Raw genomic sequence first — 14,307 nt, 5'->3', positions numbered from 1 at the left:
AGACGGGCGTTGAGCGTCCATAATGGCCGCCTCTTATTCAGTACAACGCCAAGGATCGCCCGTGAGCCAAGCTCTGATCGCCGCACTGCAGAACCCGGCCCTCTACCCTCACCCAGTAGAGCAGTTCCAGGTCATCGAAACCCACATTTCCTGGGTGGTGCTCACTGGCCCTTTCGCTTACAAGATCAAGAAGCCCGTGAACTTCGGCTTTCTCGACTTCACCGAGCTGAGCGCACGTGAGCACTTCTGCAAGGAAGAGTTACGCCTCAATCAGCGCCTGACTCAAGGCCTTTATCTGGAAGTGTTGCCGATCAGCGGCAGCGCCGAAGCACCGCAACTCGACGGCAGCGGCCCGGCCATTGAATACGCACTGAAGATGCGTCAATTCCCGCAAAGCCAATTGCTCAGTGATGTACAGGCACGCGGCGAACTGAGCGAAGCGCATATCGACGCGCTGGCCAAACAGATTGCCGACTTCCATGCGGCAACGCCTGCGGTAGCAGCCGATCATGCGCTGTGTGCGCCTGAGGCAATTGTTGCGCCGATGCGGCAGAACTTCGAACAAATCCGCCCCATGCTCAAGGATGCAGCCGACCTGCAGCAACTCGAAGCATTAGAAGCTTGGACCGAAGCTAACTACACGCGCCTCGAGCCGCTGCTGGCCGCGCGTGCGGCGAACGGTTCGATCCGCGAATGCCATGGCGATATTCACCTGGGCAACGCCACTCTGCTGGATGATCAGGTGGTGCTGTTCGACTGCATCGAATTTAATGAGCCGTTCCGCCTGATCGATATCGCCCTAGACGCCGCCTTCCTTGCGATGGACCTGGAAGACCGAGGCCTCAAGGCGCATGCCTGGCGCTTTATCAATGCCTGGCTGGAGCACACAGGCGACTACGCAGCGCTGGAACTGCTGAATTTCTACAAAGCCTACCGTGCATTGGTGCGCGCCAAAGTTGCACTGTTTAGCCTGGCCCATCAGACCGATGCCGTGCAAAAGGCTGTAACCCTGCGCCAATACCGTAACTATGCCAACCTGGCGGAAAGCTACAGCGCCATCCCGTCCAGTTTCCTGGCCATCACCCACGGGGTTTCGGCGGTTGGCAAAAGCCATGTGGCCATGCGCCTGGTCGAAGCCCTTGGGGCTATTCGCCTGCGCTCGGATGTGGAGCGTAAACGCCTGTTCGGTGAACAACAGGATGCCGACCTCGGCAAGCTCAGTGCCGGCATCTACACCCAGGACGCCAGTGCAGCCACCTACCAACGCCTCCACCAACTTGCCGAAGCAGCGCTGCGTGCTGGCTTCCCCGTCGTCATTGACGCCACCTACCTCAAACAAGCTCAACGTGAGGCTGCCAGCCAGGTTGCCGAAGCGTGCGGTGCGCCTTTCGTGATTTTGGAATGCTGCGCACCCGATGAAATCATCGCCAGCTGGCTTGAGCAACGTAAGGCCGCAGGCACTGATCCGTCCGACGCCACCATGGAGGTCGTACGTGCCCAGCAAGCCAGTCGCGAACCGCTCAGCGCAGAAGAACTCCTGCAGAGCAAACGTGTCGACACCCACGAAAGCGCCAGCTTGGATACCCTGATTGCGCGTATCCGTCAGCGCCTGCCCAACCTGTAAAGATCTGACCGGGCGATTTAGTTGCGGCGCGAGCAGAGCGCGCCGCGGCTTCTATACTGGGGATACCCGACATGGAGACGCCCCATGAGTCAGCCCAGGCAATTGGACAACCCGCTGTATGTCCTTATCCACAACGAAAATATCTCTGCCTTCAATACCCAGAAACCCAAAGACACTGTCGTCGATCTGAGCGATGGTGATTTTCGCGGGCTCGACCTACGTGCACTGGATGCACACGGTATCAACTTCACCAATGCCTACTTCCGCGGCACCGACTTACGCGGCCTAGACTTGCGCGACGCTCAACTCGAAGGCGCCAGCCTGGCTCATGCGCAGATATCCGGCGCCTACTTCCCTGCTGCACTGACGGCTGACGAGATTCTTATGTCGGTCAATTTTGGCACTCGCCTGTGCTACAACACCCGCTGAGACGCGCCGGCCATCCAGAGCCGCCTCGGCTAACGCTATTGCATGCCTAAGGGCACCGCCTAAGGGGATGCCAAATAGCCACACTTTACCGGCTGACCGCTACACTTTCCTGCAAGCACGCCACACTGACGCCATCCGCACAACTGCCTAGCAGCGCAAGGAGGCTTGATGAACGATGAACTGCAACATTTGAAAAACCTCGGCAAAACTTCGGCCCAGTGGCTACACGCAGTTGGCATTCACAGCGCCAACGACCTGCGCCGACTGGGCGCAGTCAGCGCCTATCGAGCTGTACGCGCGCGGGGGTTTAGGGCCTCTAAAGTGCTGCTTTACGCAATTGAAGGCGCACTGTTGGATGTACACTGGAACGAGCTGCCGCCTGGCCACAAGGCCGAACTAAATGACCAGCTCGATGAAACTGCACATAACAACAAGAGCTAGCTCACAACCTCTCAGGCTTTTGATTTACCTGAGGCGCGCTGGGCACTATTGTTTTAGGGACGTTCGTGCGGTTTAGTATGCCCAGCCAGTTCAAGGAAATTCGCTCATGTACTTACTCGGGGAGCAACCGGCCTACGCCGATCAGCTGATCAACCGACTACAAAGCATCCCCACTCAATTGCTCGATGGGCTTGCACCTGCTGGGCCGCCTTTGCGACTGGAACAAGCTGAAGACCTCGCCAAGGCCCTGCCTGGCAATCAACTTTTTATCATCGAAAATGGCCTGTTACATGCAGTCGTCGATGAACGCCCGTTGTTTTACTTGCAAGAAGGTGACTTGGTTGGTCTGCGCCAGGGCCTGGATATGCCCAGCTGCCGTTACAGCAGCGAAGAACAATTGAGCCTGATCCCCTACTCGCGCAGTGAGGTGTTCAAACATATTTATGCCGACGAACAACGCCAGGAACTGTTTCTTCAGTACCTGATCGGCCATACCGCACTGCTGTCTGATGCGTTAGCGCGCCTGAAGCAACCCGAAATTCGCCCCTCCACTGGCTTCCAGCACTTTGCCGCTGGTGAAGAGCTGATCCATCAGGGCGACATCGCTGATAACGTATTCATCATCATCGAGGGCCATGCCGAAGCCTACGTCGACGGGCATAGGGTCGGTGATGTGCAGAAGGATGAAATCTTTGGTGCCATGGCGGTGTTCACCCGCGAAAGGCGCAGCGCTACCGTATTGGCCAGCGAGCCCTGCACGGTAATGGTGATTCCCAAGGAGCAGTTCCTCAGCCTCATGCAGAGCAATCCCAGGATTGCCCACAGCTTGATCGAGAGCATGGCCAAGCGTATCGACCTGCTCAACAAGGAAGTCACGCAGCTGCGTTTACCGGCCGATACGCCTTAATACTTTCAAACCGCACAAACAACCCGACCTCGTGTCGGGTTGTTTTTTATGGGGCGAGCACGCACTCAATAAGCCAAGAGAAAGTTTACTTGAAGGTGTTGACTTGAAAATGAGAATTGTTATTATTATCACAACTGGTCGCGAGATCAGCCGATAAGCTTAAGAGACCTTCAGTCGTCCTCTTCAGATTATCTCCTCATCAGGCTAATCACGGTTATTGACCCGGCTCTTGCCGGGTCTTTTTTTGCCCTGCCATCCATGCCAACCACCCCGTCGGGAGCATCGCCGCGCACTTTAAGATATCGCGCCCGCCGTTCTAACTTAGGGGATATGCCCCAGCACTCTCACCGACCTACGCCAGTCACTCCGGCATATTGAGGGTTGGCTCACCCGGCCCTGGATTACTGCTCAGCAATAGCCGCGACTGAACAGCGACAGGCGGGTGCGCCTATCGCGCCTTGCTAAGGCGTTGACGTAAGGGTGTGGGCAGCGACTGGCAGCGTTAGGCCCCGGTAAAAACCGCAAGCTAGCTGCTCAGCCGCAGGGAGATAGGCTAGGGGCGCAGTTGGGCGCAGTGGTCCTGCTCAGGTCGCGGCGGTGTATACCAGGCGTAATCGGCAGAGGTGGCGCTGACCGCACTGCCAGACTCCGCCAGGATCAGTACCTGCAAGCCCTGATCTGCGTGCAAGTCTTGCAGATGCAGTGGCACGCCAAGATCGCGGCGCACATGGAAAGCCCCGGCAAACAGCAGGCTCGGCGCAGGTGCCGCGATCAGCGCTTCAGCTATGCGCCGGTCACGTTGCTGCTGAACAGCCAACATCGCGAGCAGCTGGCTTTCCGGCAGCATGTCGCAGTGCGATTGACGAATCTGCTTGAACAACGCCTCGCGCACCGGTTGAGCGGTGGAGGCCTGGCCTTGCAGCTGCGGCACCTGGGTATAGATCTGCATGATTTCGCGCCGTTCGAGGTTGGCTGCCAGCAGCGGATAAGGCTGACGCAGCGCATGCTGCACCAGCGGCCCGTACAGCGACCAGGCCCAGCCCGGCTGCCAGGCCAGGGCATCGAGCATGTTCTGCGGCGCCTGACCGGCAGCGATAGCGGCGCGCACTTGATCCACCTTGACCTGCTGATCCGGCGTCAGCATTTCCAACAGCAGGCTGCCCTGCGGGCGCTGCGCTGCCAGGGCACGCAACAGCCAGAGTTGCAGCGCGTGGTGATCGGGATTGTCATGCCGTTCACCGACCAGCACCGTGGGCGCAGCGGCCAGGCGCTCAAGCAACTGCGCCGGGGTCAGCTGCGCGCCAGTACGCAACTCGACAATCTGCCCCAGCTCGGCATGCTGCACACCTTCAGGGCTTTGCCAGGCCGGTAACGCCGGCAACATGGCCTGGCAAGCACTCAACAGCGCGACAACCAGCAATAACGCACAACGCATAAATAGGACCTTAACGGGCAATGATTAATGGATGACCGCGTTCTGGGTGCTGCTGCACCAGCACCTCCAGCCCGAATACCGCCTGCAGCGGTTCGGCACGCAGCACCTGCTCGGGGCTGCCCAGCACATGCGGTCGACCGCGCTCCAGTAGCAACAGGCGATCACAGTAGCGCGCAGCGAGATTAAGGTCATGCAGGATTACCAGCACAGCAGCACCCTGCTCAACAAAGGCGCGCGTGGCCTGCAGCGTGGTGTGCTGATGCAGCGGATCGAGCATTGAGGTCGGCTCATCGAGCAGCAACATCTGCCCCTCACCACCGGGCCAGAGCTGCGCCAGCACCCGCGCCAGGTGCACGCGCTGACGCTCGCCGCCGGATAACGCCAGGTAACTGCGCCCGGCCAGGTGTAACGCATCGGCCGCCTCCAACGCCTGCTTGATGATCTGCACATCTTTTAGCTGGCCGCTGGCATGGGGCAAACGGCCCATTGCCACCACTTCCTCCACACGAAAGGCGAAGTTTAACGTCGAGGTCTGCGGCAATACCGCCAGGCGTTGCGCGCGCTCACTGCCCGGCCAGTCCTGCAGCCGTCGCTGATCCAGCCAGACATCGCCGTGGCTCGGCTGCAGCTCACCACACAACGCACCGAGCAAGGTGCTCTTGCCGGCGCCATTGGGCCCAGTACGCCGAGCACTTCGCCCGGACGCAACTCCAGGTTGATATCTGCCAACACCGTGCACGGGCCGCGCTGTACCGCCAGATTTTCCGCGCGCAGCATCAGGTACGCCCTCGCAATAACAGATAGAGGAAGAACGGCGCGCCAATCAGCGCCGTGACGATACCAATCGGTAACTCGGCCGGAGCCAGCACCAGTCGCGCCGCCAGATCCGCCAGCAGTAATAGGCTGGCACCCGCGAGAGCTGAGGCCGGCAACAGCACGCGATGATCCGGCCCGACCAGCAGGCGCACCAGATGCGGCACGACCAGGCCGATAAAGCCGATCATCCCCGCCGCAGCCACTGCTGCGCCGACACCCAGAGCAGTGCAGAACACCAGCTCGGCCTTGATTCGCTCAACCGCAAAGCCCAAATGTCGCGCCTCGGACTCGCCCAGCAGCAAGGCATTCAGCGCCTTGGCTCGACGCGGTAACCACAGCGCCACGGCGGCCGTGACCAGCAGCAGCGGCCACAGACGCGCGTAGCTAGCGCCATTCAGGCTGCCCAGGTTCCAGAACGTCAGAGTACGCAAGGTGGCGTCATCGGCCAGATAGGTGAACAGACCGATGGCCGCGCCGGCCAATGCGGTCAGCGCGATACCGGCCAGGAGCATGGTCGCCACATTAGTTTCACCATCACGCCGGCCCAGGCGATAGACCAGCGCCGTCACGCCAAGGCCGCCGATAAAGGCAAACAGCGACAACAGATAAGGGGCAAAGGCTTCCGGCAAACCACCAAGGGCCGCGCCGCCGACAATCGCAATCGACGCGCCGAGGGCCGCGCCGCTGGATACGCCGATCAGGCCGGGATCGGCCAGCGGGTTGCGAAACAGCCCCTGCATCGCCACCCCACACAACGCCAACACCGCGCCAACCAGCAACCCCAGCAGCGTACGCGGCAGACGAATCTGACCAAGGATCAGTTCGGCCTGGGCAAGGTCATCACCCGCTTGCGCCAGGCCAAGCAGGCGCAACGCCGCCTTGAAGGTATCCAGCAGCGGCAGGCTGACCGGCCCCAGCGCCAGGGATAACCAGAGCGCGAGCGCCAGCAGCAGGCTCAGTGCGATAAACAGTGAGCGCGGACGAATAACAGGATTCATGGCGTTGGCTTAGCTTCGGCGACCAGAGGTTGGCTGGCAGGATAAAAGGCTGCGGACAAGGCCGCCAGCCCATCCGGTAAACGCGGGCCGAGACCGCCGACCAGCAGCGTCGGGTCAAGCATCAACAAACGTTGATTGCGCGCCGCCCGGGTCGCTGCCAGCGCGGGATTCTGCTGCAACAGCGCCTCACGCGCGGCAGCACCGGAAAGACTGCGATCAGCAATGATCACCACCTCCGGATCAAGCGCCAACAAGGCTTCGGTGGACAGCGCCTTGTAACCGCTATGGCTGGCCAGATTGCGCCCGCCGGCGCGCTCGATCAGCCAATCGGCCGAGGTGTCCTTACCGCCCGCCATCGGGCTACCACCGGCATGTCCGAGCAACAGCAACACTCCCGGCGCCGCCTGCTGACGCTGTGCAGTCACCAGCCAGTCGGCCTGCTGCTGCAAGCGCTGCTGATAGGCAGCAAACACGTGAGCACCGCGCGCAGGCTCGCCCAACAACGTGCTGATACGCGCCAGGTTGTCCTGCAAGCTGGTCAGCTCCGCCTTGGACGAGAGCATTTCCACCCGCACACCGGCGCCGCGCAATTGCGCCAGCACCGGCGGCGGGCCCATTTCCTCACTGCCGATAAGTACATCCGGGCGCAGCGTCAGCATGCCCTCGGCCGCCAGCTGACGTTGATAGCCGATGCTCGGTAACTCGCGCAGCGACTGCGGATGCTGACTGGTGCTGTCCACTCCCACCAGACGGCTTTCGCCGCCTAGCGCCACCACCCACTCACTGAGCGAGCCGCCGGAGCTGATCCAGCGTTGCGGCAATGGCTCGGCGGCCATTAACGAGGCACAGGACAACAGGCTCGCGCAGAAGGCGAGCAGAGTATTAAGGCGTTTCATGATTGGCCTCTAGAAGAATGCGACTGTCCTGAATGCCCTGCTGTTGCAGCAAGGCCATCAGATCGAGAAATGCCGACAGTGGCGCCTGACGATCCAGTGCCAGATCCAAGCCTGCCGTGTTGTCGGCGGCAAAGGCTTCGCTCAGTTCAGTGCGCAGCGCGCTGAAATCCGCCTGCTGCGCGCCGTTAAAGCGCCAAGCCCCGTCAGCGGAGAGTTGTATTTGCATGCGCTCGCCACTGCCGGCACTCGCCGTGGGCAACGCCTCGCGACTCTGCGGCAACTGCAAGGGCAGCTCCAGCAGTGGCGTTTGCGCAGTCAGCAGAAAGAACACCAGCACGATAAAAATCACATCGAGCAGCGGCGTCAGATCGGGCAACAGATTGCTCTGGGAGCTGCTGGCCGCGGGCAGACGAATCATGGCAACACCCACTGGTTAGCCAATGGGCTACCGGTCAGTTCCAGCTCCAGTCCGTCCAACGCCAACTGACAGCGATTGAGCAGCGCTTGCACACCTTCCAGATAGCGCTCGGCCCACAAGGCAAAGCCCTGCCCCGCCGCCAACGCGGGGATTGCAATCAGCAAACCCCAGACGGTGGTGTACAGCGCCTGCCACAAACCATCGGCAAGCAACGCGGGGGTTACCGGGCTGTTCTGCCCGGCAATATTGGCAAACATCTCGAGCATGCCCAGCACCGTGCCGAGCAAGCCGAGCATGGGCGCCAACATGCCGATCAGCTGCAGCAAGCGCAGCTGCCGATTGAGGCGCTGACGCTCCTCCAGCAGCCAGCAACCTAATAGCTCTTCACGCTGCACGGCCGGCAGAGCGCTGTGTTTGAGCAGCAACGCCAGGCCATAGCGCCAACCGCGCGCACGGCCTTTGCAGTGCTCTCGCTCACAGGTGCGACAGGCGCTGACTGCCGCACGCCCGGCGGCAGTGCTCAGCGGCTGCAAACGCAGAAAAACACTGAGACGCTCAAGTATCAGCGCCAGCGCCAGCAGCGAACACAGCGCCAGCGGCCAGCCCAGCGGCCCCATCGCACTCCACCACTGGCTCATTTCAGCACTCCAGCGCGGCAGCGCTTTCGGCCAGGGCGCGCCAGTCTTCGCGCTCAGGGATGCCCGGTTTGCGCGCGCCAAACAGCTGCACCACAAGCTCGCCATGGGCATCGAAGGCTTCCCAGCTGGTGATCACGCTATCGCTGCTCGGCTTGCGCACCCGCCACAGTTCGGTCACGCCCGTGGTCTGCAGGTGCAGATTGAACTCAGGGTCGAGCACGTTGAACCAGGTGTCCATCCAGCGCAGGTTGCGCACCGGGCCGGAGTGAATTTGGATGCAGTGGCGATTGCCGACAAACACCATAATCGGCACTTCACGCGCACCAGCCTGCTCCAGCAGTTTCGGCAGCTCGCGCACATCCACTGGCTCGGCCCATTCGCGCCCCGCCAGGCGCAGGGCCTGGGTGCGGGTGGTGCCGTGTTTTTTCAGCAGGGCAAAGAAGTGGTGAGTGTCTTTGAGGGTCGACCAGCCCACGCGCAATGCATTCACATCCACCTGGGCATCGGCTTGCGCCGGCTGCGCCTGGGGCAAAGGCATCAGCTCCAGTTCGGCGCTCTGCTCAGCCATACGCAAACGCTCCAGCAGCGGCCCCCAGGCACTTAGCTGACTGTCCTCGGTGAGAAAGACCTTATGCACCGCAGTGCCCTGACGGTCGAACACCTGAATGCTGCGCTGGGTGCCTTTGCCGGTTTGCTCCTCGATGGCAAACACACTGGCCCAGCCACCGAGGAACAGGCGCAGGTCGATATCGGCCGAGACCACCAGGCCCATCTGGCCATTAGCGGTAACCGTTACTTCACGGTAATAACCTTTGCGCTCATGCACGCAATGCTCGTTACGGGTCAGCGCCATCACATAACCCAGCTCGCCCAGTGCCGGCAGCAACTGCGCCCAATCCGGCTGCAGACGCACCGCATCGACATCGAGGCGGCTGGCCACCAGTTCGGCCTCGCTGACGGCCAGACGTTCGGCGGCATCGCGGGCACGCAGGCGTGGCTGCTCGCTGCGCAGCACCTGCCAGGCTAGATACAGATCATTGGTGGGCGCGACGGATTGGGCGTGTGTGCTCATGGAAACTCCTCAGTGATTTATCAACGGCTCGCGGTCAAAGCGAACTGAATAGGGATCTGTACACGGCTAGGCACAGCCTGACCGCCGGTGGTTTCGGGGCGAAAGCGCCACTTGGCAACCGCCTCCAGGGCGGCGCGATCAAGACTCTCCACGCCCGAAGAGCGCAGTACGTTCAGGCTGCGTTGCTGGCCGCGCTCATCCAGACGCACCTCGACCAGCACCACACCCTGCTGATTACGCCGCCGCGCCTGGGACGGGTAGCTAGGCTGGCGTGGCGGCTCACGAAAGCTCGGTTTAGCGCTGAACACTTCAGCGGCCGGTTGCGCGGCAACCTGCTTGGTGGGCGCGAACTGAGCTGAGCCGGTCACCACAGCAGACTGACGGGTTGTCTCGGCTGGCTGCGCTTGCAGGGGCTGGTTTTGAGTTGGCTGTGCCACTACCGCTGGCTTTGCCTTGGTCACTGGCGTCCGCACGACAGGCTTAGGCGCCGGCGCCTTTCTAGGCACGACCATCTGGCGTTGCGGTTGCAGTTGCGGTTGCAGTTGCGGTTGCGGTTGCGGTTGCGGTTGCTCTGGCAGCTTGGCCGCTGCCGGCGCGGCCTGTTGCAGCACTGCAGCCAGGCGTAACACCTGAGGCGCTTGATGGGTTTGCGCCGCGTTCAAAGCAGGTGGCTGCTGCTCGCCATGCAGCAGCCAACCGGCGCTATGCAGCGCCAATGACAGCAACAAGAACAACGACAAACGCAGCATGCGGATACTCGGTTAGCTCGAATTAAATCTATTTGATAATTATTTGCATTCGAATGTCAATGTCGTTTAGGTTTGCCGCCGATGCCAACCCGGTGGTCAGAGAAACCACCCGTACGATCCTGGAGTCCCCATGCACAGAAGTCCTCCATTCGCCCGTCGCCCCTGGCTTGCCCTGCTGTTACTCAGCCCATCGCTGGCCCTTGGAGCCGAGAAAGCGCCGAATCAGTTCGATACGGTGACCGTTACGGCAACCCGCACCGAGCAGACCCTCGACCAGGTTCCAAGCACCGTATCGGTCCAGACCGAACGCGATATCGATCAGCAGAACATCAAGAACATCAAAGATCTGGTGCGCTACGAGCCCGGCGTATCGGTCGGCGGCAGCGGCGATCGTTTTGGCCTGTCCGGCTTTACCATTCGCGGTATCGGCGGCAACCGAGTGCTGACTCAAGTGGACGGTGTTGGCATGCCCGACGCCTTCTCCTTCGGCGGCTTCCTCAGTGCCAAACGCGATTACGTCGACCTCGACACCGTCAAGCAGGTGGAAATCATCCGGGGCCCTGCCAGTTCGCTGTATGGCAGCGATGCGATTGGCGGCGCGGTGAGCTTTCTGACCAAGGATGCCGGCGACTATCTGGATGCAGGCGATGACGCCTACGCACGTTTAAAGACTGGCTATGACGGCAGCGATGACAGCTGGCAGCGCAGCGCCACCTTCGCCGCGCGTCTGGGCCAGGTTGATGGCCTGCTGCACCTGGGCCGGCGCAGCGGTCAGGCTACAGAGACCTACGGCGGCCAGGGCGGCATCGGTGCAACCCGCGAACAGGCCAACCCGCTGGACTACCGCACCGACAACCTGCTGAGCAAATTCGGCTGGGATTACAGCGACAGCGGCCGCCTGCAGTTGACCTACGAGCGTTACCAGGACGACACCGACACCCGCGTACTGAGCAACTACAGCAACACCGCGACCATTCGCACCCAGGACGCCGAAGACCGCGTCGACCGTGAGCGTTTCTCCCTCGCCCATACCCAGCAACTCGACACCTTGCTGGTCGACCAGATCCACAGCCAGCTCAACTATCAGGACAGCCAGACCCGCCAGCAAACCTTCGAAGACCGCGTGGTCGGCGGGCAGCCGCGTTACCGCACACGGGATTCGTACTACGAAGAAAAGCTTTGGGCCTTCAACACCAAGCTGGACAAGGCCTTCAGCATCGGCAGCACGCAACATGCGCTGGTTTACGGCCTGGACATCAAACACCTGAAGAATGCCGACCTGCGCGAAGGCGGCGAAACAGTCCTGGCCACCGGCGTCACCACGCCTGTTTTACCGACCAGCGACTTCCCCGACCCGACCACCAAGGAATATGCGCTGTTTGTGCAGGACAACATCAGCATCGGCCGCTGGACCCTGCTGCCAGGCCTGCGCTACGACCGTTATGAGATGCAGCCGCACGTTACCGACAAGTACCTAAATAGTCAGGCCACCGAGCGCAACCCCAGCGACTTCAAGGATTCGGCGCTATCGCCCAAGTTTGGCGTGACCTACCAGCTCGACGATGCGCACAGCGTCTACGGTCAATACGCCGCCGGCTTCCGCGCCCCTCAGGCCATCGAAATCTTCGGTGAGTTCACCAATCCAGGCATGTACCGCACGCTGGCCAACACCAGCCTGAAGGCGGAAACCAGCGACAGCTTTGAACTGGGCCTGCGTGGCCAATACGCCATCGGCAGCTTTGGCGCGGCGCTGTTCTACAACCAGTACGACGACTTTATTGAGCAAGTCAGCCGTGCCTCCAGCGTGCCAGGCTTTCCCTTCGGCGAGTTCCAGTACGTCAACCGCGACCGCGTGACCATTCGTGGCGCAGAGGCCAAGGGCGAGCTGTTCCTCGATCAACTGGGCTTACCTGCAGGCTGGAAGGCCCGTGGCAGCGTCGCCTATGCCCGTGGCAAAGATGAAGGCACAGGCCAACCGCTCAACAGTATCGACCCACTCAAGGGCGTGTTCGGCCTGGGTTACAGCGAGCCGAACGGCAGGTTTGGCGGCGAGCTGAGCTGGACTTTGGTCGCGGCAAAAACCCGCGTCGACACCACACAAACCAGCAACCACGTGCAGACCTCTGGTTATGGCGTGCTCGACCTGAATGGCTGGTGGCAGATGAGCGACAACTTCGCGGTGAATGCCGGCCTGTTTAACCTCACCGACAAGCAGTATTGGCAATGGGGCGACGTGCGCGGCTTGACCGAGAACAGCGCCAGCATGGGCCGTTTCAGCCAGCCAGGGCGGCATGCGGCGGTCAATGTGGTCTGGGAAATCTGACCTGGGCAACCGCCTAGTGAATCACTGTAAAAACGAGTTTCACTTGGCGCACGGATGCGCCCTCCTCTTTCACTTCCGCGCCAGGGCGGCATAATGCCGACCTGTCGGGGAGGTTCCTATGTTGCGTTTATGTGCACCGGATGAGTTGGCTGAAGGCCAGAGCCGGGGCTTCGAGATAGCTGAAGAGAAGCTGCTTGTCGTGCGCAAGGACGGCCAGCTGTATGCCTATCGCAATCGTTGTCCGCACCGAGGCATTCCACTGGAATGGCTGCCCGACCAGTTTCTCGACAACAGCGCCAGCCTGATCCAATGCGCCACCCACGGCGCACTGTTTCTGATCGAATCAGGCGAATGCGTCGCTGGCCCCTGCGCCGGGCAATCGCTGCAAGAGCTTGCTATCCGCGAGGATGATCAGGGCATCTGGGTCGATCTAACAGGCCGTTGAAAAACTATCTGCGTTGGCAATACTGCGTTAAAAACGGCCTCGAAATGCTCATTTACAACCAGTAAACCCCGCTTTCATGGACGTTTTTGCCTTGTCTTGCCTGCCTCGCCTACGTTTTGCAACGGCTTGCCAAACGAAGTCTAAAGGCCGGCGGCCTGCAGCCGTTGCGCATGCTCAACAAACAATTTGACCGGCTCGGCGCCTTTGCCGACCAGGCCAAAGGTTTGATTGATGATGTCGAAGTGATCCATCGGGTACTGATCACCAATCACCGTGCCCAGGTGTGAGCTGTAGCGCCCGACCATGCCATCGCACTGCCCAATCTCGCGCTGAAAGGTTTTGGCAAAAAGCCGGCAGGCAACATTCGGCCCATCGAAACGGTTGCCACCTTTATTGGTGATACCCGGCTGGATGGTGCCGGACCAGGAGTAGTAACGCACGCCATTGACCTCGGCTGCGCCCTCACCGCCCCAGACCTCAGGCAGGCCCTGCGGATACTGCACATTGAAGGCCGCCACGCCGTCACTGGTCAGCGACTGCTGCGCTGCAGCCACATCCATCGGCAGTGGCGCACCTTTATAGCCGCGTTCCAGCCAGGCCATGCAACGGGCCACACCACGCAACAAGGCACTTAACACGCGCTCGCGCAGGCTGCCGTGCGGGGCTTTGCGCGTAAGAAAATCCGCCAGCTCCGAGCCATGGTTAGGCCCAGCCACCGAGGTGACGGACGCCACCCACTCAGGTTTCAACGCGGCGGCATAACGCGCCGTCAGTGCACCTTGGCTATGGCCGATCAGGTGCACCTTTTCTGCGCCGGTCTGCTGCAACACATCGGCTATGCGTATCAGCAGTTGCTCGCCGCGCACCTCGGTCGAATGCACCGAAGACACCAGCACTGGGAACACCTGCGCGCCAAGCCGGCGCAGCGCCGTAACAATGCCGTACCAGTAGGGATAGCCGAGCAGGCTGACAAACCCAAGCAAACCGGGCACCAACACCAGCGGGTAACGGGGAGCAGATGATGACGTCATGGCTAACCTTCCTGGTAATTGAAGCCCTGAGCATCCGCCAACCAGGCTACAAATAGCCAGCGCATAGACACTGAGCGGTAGTAGC

The 14,307-nt window shown here is 61.0% G+C and carries 14 protein-coding genes and 1 pseudogene; 6 read left to right on the top strand and 9 right to left on the bottom strand.

Going from position 1 to position 14,307, the window contains the following annotated elements:
* The first annotated feature begins 61 nt into the window (after positions 1 to 61).
* The 4 genes from ACEPAJ_RS01630 to ACEPAJ_RS01615 all read left to right on the top strand — a co-directional run bounded on the left by ACEPAJ_RS01630 (position 62) and on the right by ACEPAJ_RS01615 (position 3,401).
* Complete coding sequence (locus ACEPAJ_RS01630) at positions 62 to 1,624, top strand: AAA family ATPase (protein WP_425913145.1); 1,563 nt, start codon at positions 62 to 64, stop codon at positions 1,622 to 1,624.
* Positions 1,625 to 1,708: 84 nt separating this feature from the next.
* On the top strand, positions 1,709 to 2,053 hold the full coding sequence (locus tag ACEPAJ_RS01625; RefSeq protein ID WP_425913143.1) for a pentapeptide repeat-containing protein: 345 nt from the start codon (positions 1,709 to 1,711) through the stop codon (positions 2,051 to 2,053).
* A gap of 168 nt (positions 2,054 to 2,221) precedes the next feature.
* Positions 2,222 to 2,494, top strand: coding sequence for a TfoX/Sxy family protein (locus tag ACEPAJ_RS01620; RefSeq protein ID WP_425913142.1), 273 nt, complete (start codon positions 2,222 to 2,224; stop codon positions 2,492 to 2,494).
* A 106-nt stretch (positions 2,495 to 2,600) separates the two neighbouring features.
* Entirely contained in the window at positions 2,601 to 3,401 is an 801-nt protein-coding gene (locus ACEPAJ_RS01615) for a Crp/Fnr family transcriptional regulator (protein ID WP_274086165.1), read from the top strand.
* Between the two features lie 553 nt (positions 3,402 to 3,954).
* Here ACEPAJ_RS01615 and ACEPAJ_RS01610 read toward each other — a convergent pair.
* From ACEPAJ_RS01610 to ACEPAJ_RS01575, 8 genes and pseudogenes are all read right to left on the bottom strand, one after another.
* Positions 3,955 to 4,836 (bottom strand): ChaN family lipoprotein, encoded by an 882-nt coding sequence (locus tag ACEPAJ_RS01610; RefSeq protein ID WP_425913141.1) that lies wholly within the window; start codon positions 4,834 to 4,836, stop codon positions 3,955 to 3,957.
* Between the two features lie 10 nt (positions 4,837 to 4,846).
* Positions 4,847 to 5,613 (bottom strand): annotated as a pseudogene (locus tag ACEPAJ_RS01605) (heme ABC transporter ATP-binding protein).
* The gene (locus tag ACEPAJ_RS01600) at positions 5,613 to 6,650 is read right to left on the bottom strand and encodes a FecCD family ABC transporter permease (protein WP_425913140.1); all 1,038 of its coding nucleotides are present in this window, start codon (positions 6,648 to 6,650) and stop codon (positions 5,613 to 5,615) included. Before ACEPAJ_RS01600 ends, ACEPAJ_RS01605 begins: the two are co-directional and overlap by 1 nt.
* Positions 6,647 to 7,546: a heme/hemin ABC transporter substrate-binding protein gene (locus ACEPAJ_RS01595; RefSeq protein ID WP_425913138.1), complete on the bottom strand. Its 900-nt coding sequence runs from the start codon at positions 7,544 to 7,546 to the stop codon at positions 6,647 to 6,649. The genes ACEPAJ_RS01600 and ACEPAJ_RS01595 overlap by 4 nt, the downstream gene beginning before the upstream one ends.
* Complete coding sequence (locus ACEPAJ_RS01590) at positions 7,533 to 7,964, bottom strand: ExbD/TolR family protein (RefSeq protein WP_397495180.1); 432 nt, start codon at positions 7,962 to 7,964, stop codon at positions 7,533 to 7,535. Before ACEPAJ_RS01590 ends, ACEPAJ_RS01595 begins: the two co-directional genes overlap by 14 nt.
* Complete coding sequence (locus ACEPAJ_RS01585) at positions 7,961 to 8,602, bottom strand: MotA/TolQ/ExbB proton channel family protein (protein ID WP_274086170.1); 642 nt, start codon at positions 8,600 to 8,602, stop codon at positions 7,961 to 7,963. The genes ACEPAJ_RS01590 and ACEPAJ_RS01585 overlap by 4 nt, the downstream gene beginning before the upstream one ends.
* A 1-nt stretch (position 8,603) precedes the next feature.
* Positions 8,604 to 9,674 carry a hemin-degrading factor gene (locus tag ACEPAJ_RS01580; RefSeq protein ID WP_425913135.1) on the bottom strand — a complete coding sequence of 357 codons (1,071 nt, stop codon included), beginning with the start codon at positions 9,672 to 9,674 and terminating at the stop codon, positions 8,604 to 8,606.
* Positions 9,675 to 9,694: 20 nt separating this feature from the next.
* Entirely contained in the window at positions 9,695 to 10,423 is a 729-nt protein-coding gene (locus ACEPAJ_RS01575) for an energy transducer TonB (protein ID WP_425913133.1), read from the bottom strand.
* Positions 10,424 to 10,553: 130 nt separating this feature from the next.
* Here ACEPAJ_RS01575 and ACEPAJ_RS01570 point away from each other — a divergent pair, with 130 nt between their 5' ends.
* Positions 10,554 to 12,746, top strand: a complete 2,193-nt coding sequence (locus tag ACEPAJ_RS01570; protein ID WP_425913132.1) for a TonB-dependent hemoglobin/transferrin/lactoferrin family receptor — start codon at positions 10,554 to 10,556, stop codon at positions 12,744 to 12,746.
* 118 nt (positions 12,747 to 12,864) lie between these two features.
* Entirely contained in the window at positions 12,865 to 13,191 is a 327-nt protein-coding gene (locus tag ACEPAJ_RS01565; protein WP_425913130.1) for a Rieske (2Fe-2S) protein, read from the top strand.
* A gap of 140 nt (positions 13,192 to 13,331) precedes the next feature.
* Here the strand turns inward: ACEPAJ_RS01565 and ACEPAJ_RS01560 are convergent, their stop codons facing one another.
* The gene (locus tag ACEPAJ_RS01560; protein WP_425913128.1) at positions 13,332 to 14,222 is read right to left on the bottom strand and encodes an esterase/lipase family protein; all 891 of its coding nucleotides are present in this window, start codon (positions 14,220 to 14,222) and stop codon (positions 13,332 to 13,334) included.
* Positions 14,223 to 14,307: the final 85 nt, after the last annotated feature.

The sequence above is a fragment of the Pseudomonas sp. GWSMS-1 genome (assembly GCF_049847425.1).
Classification (GTDB): Bacteria; Pseudomonadota; Gammaproteobacteria; order Pseudomonadales; family Pseudomonadaceae; genus Aquipseudomonas.
The sequence above is the reverse complement of the archived record's forward strand: the minus strand, read 5'-3'. Positions and strand labels throughout refer to the sequence as shown.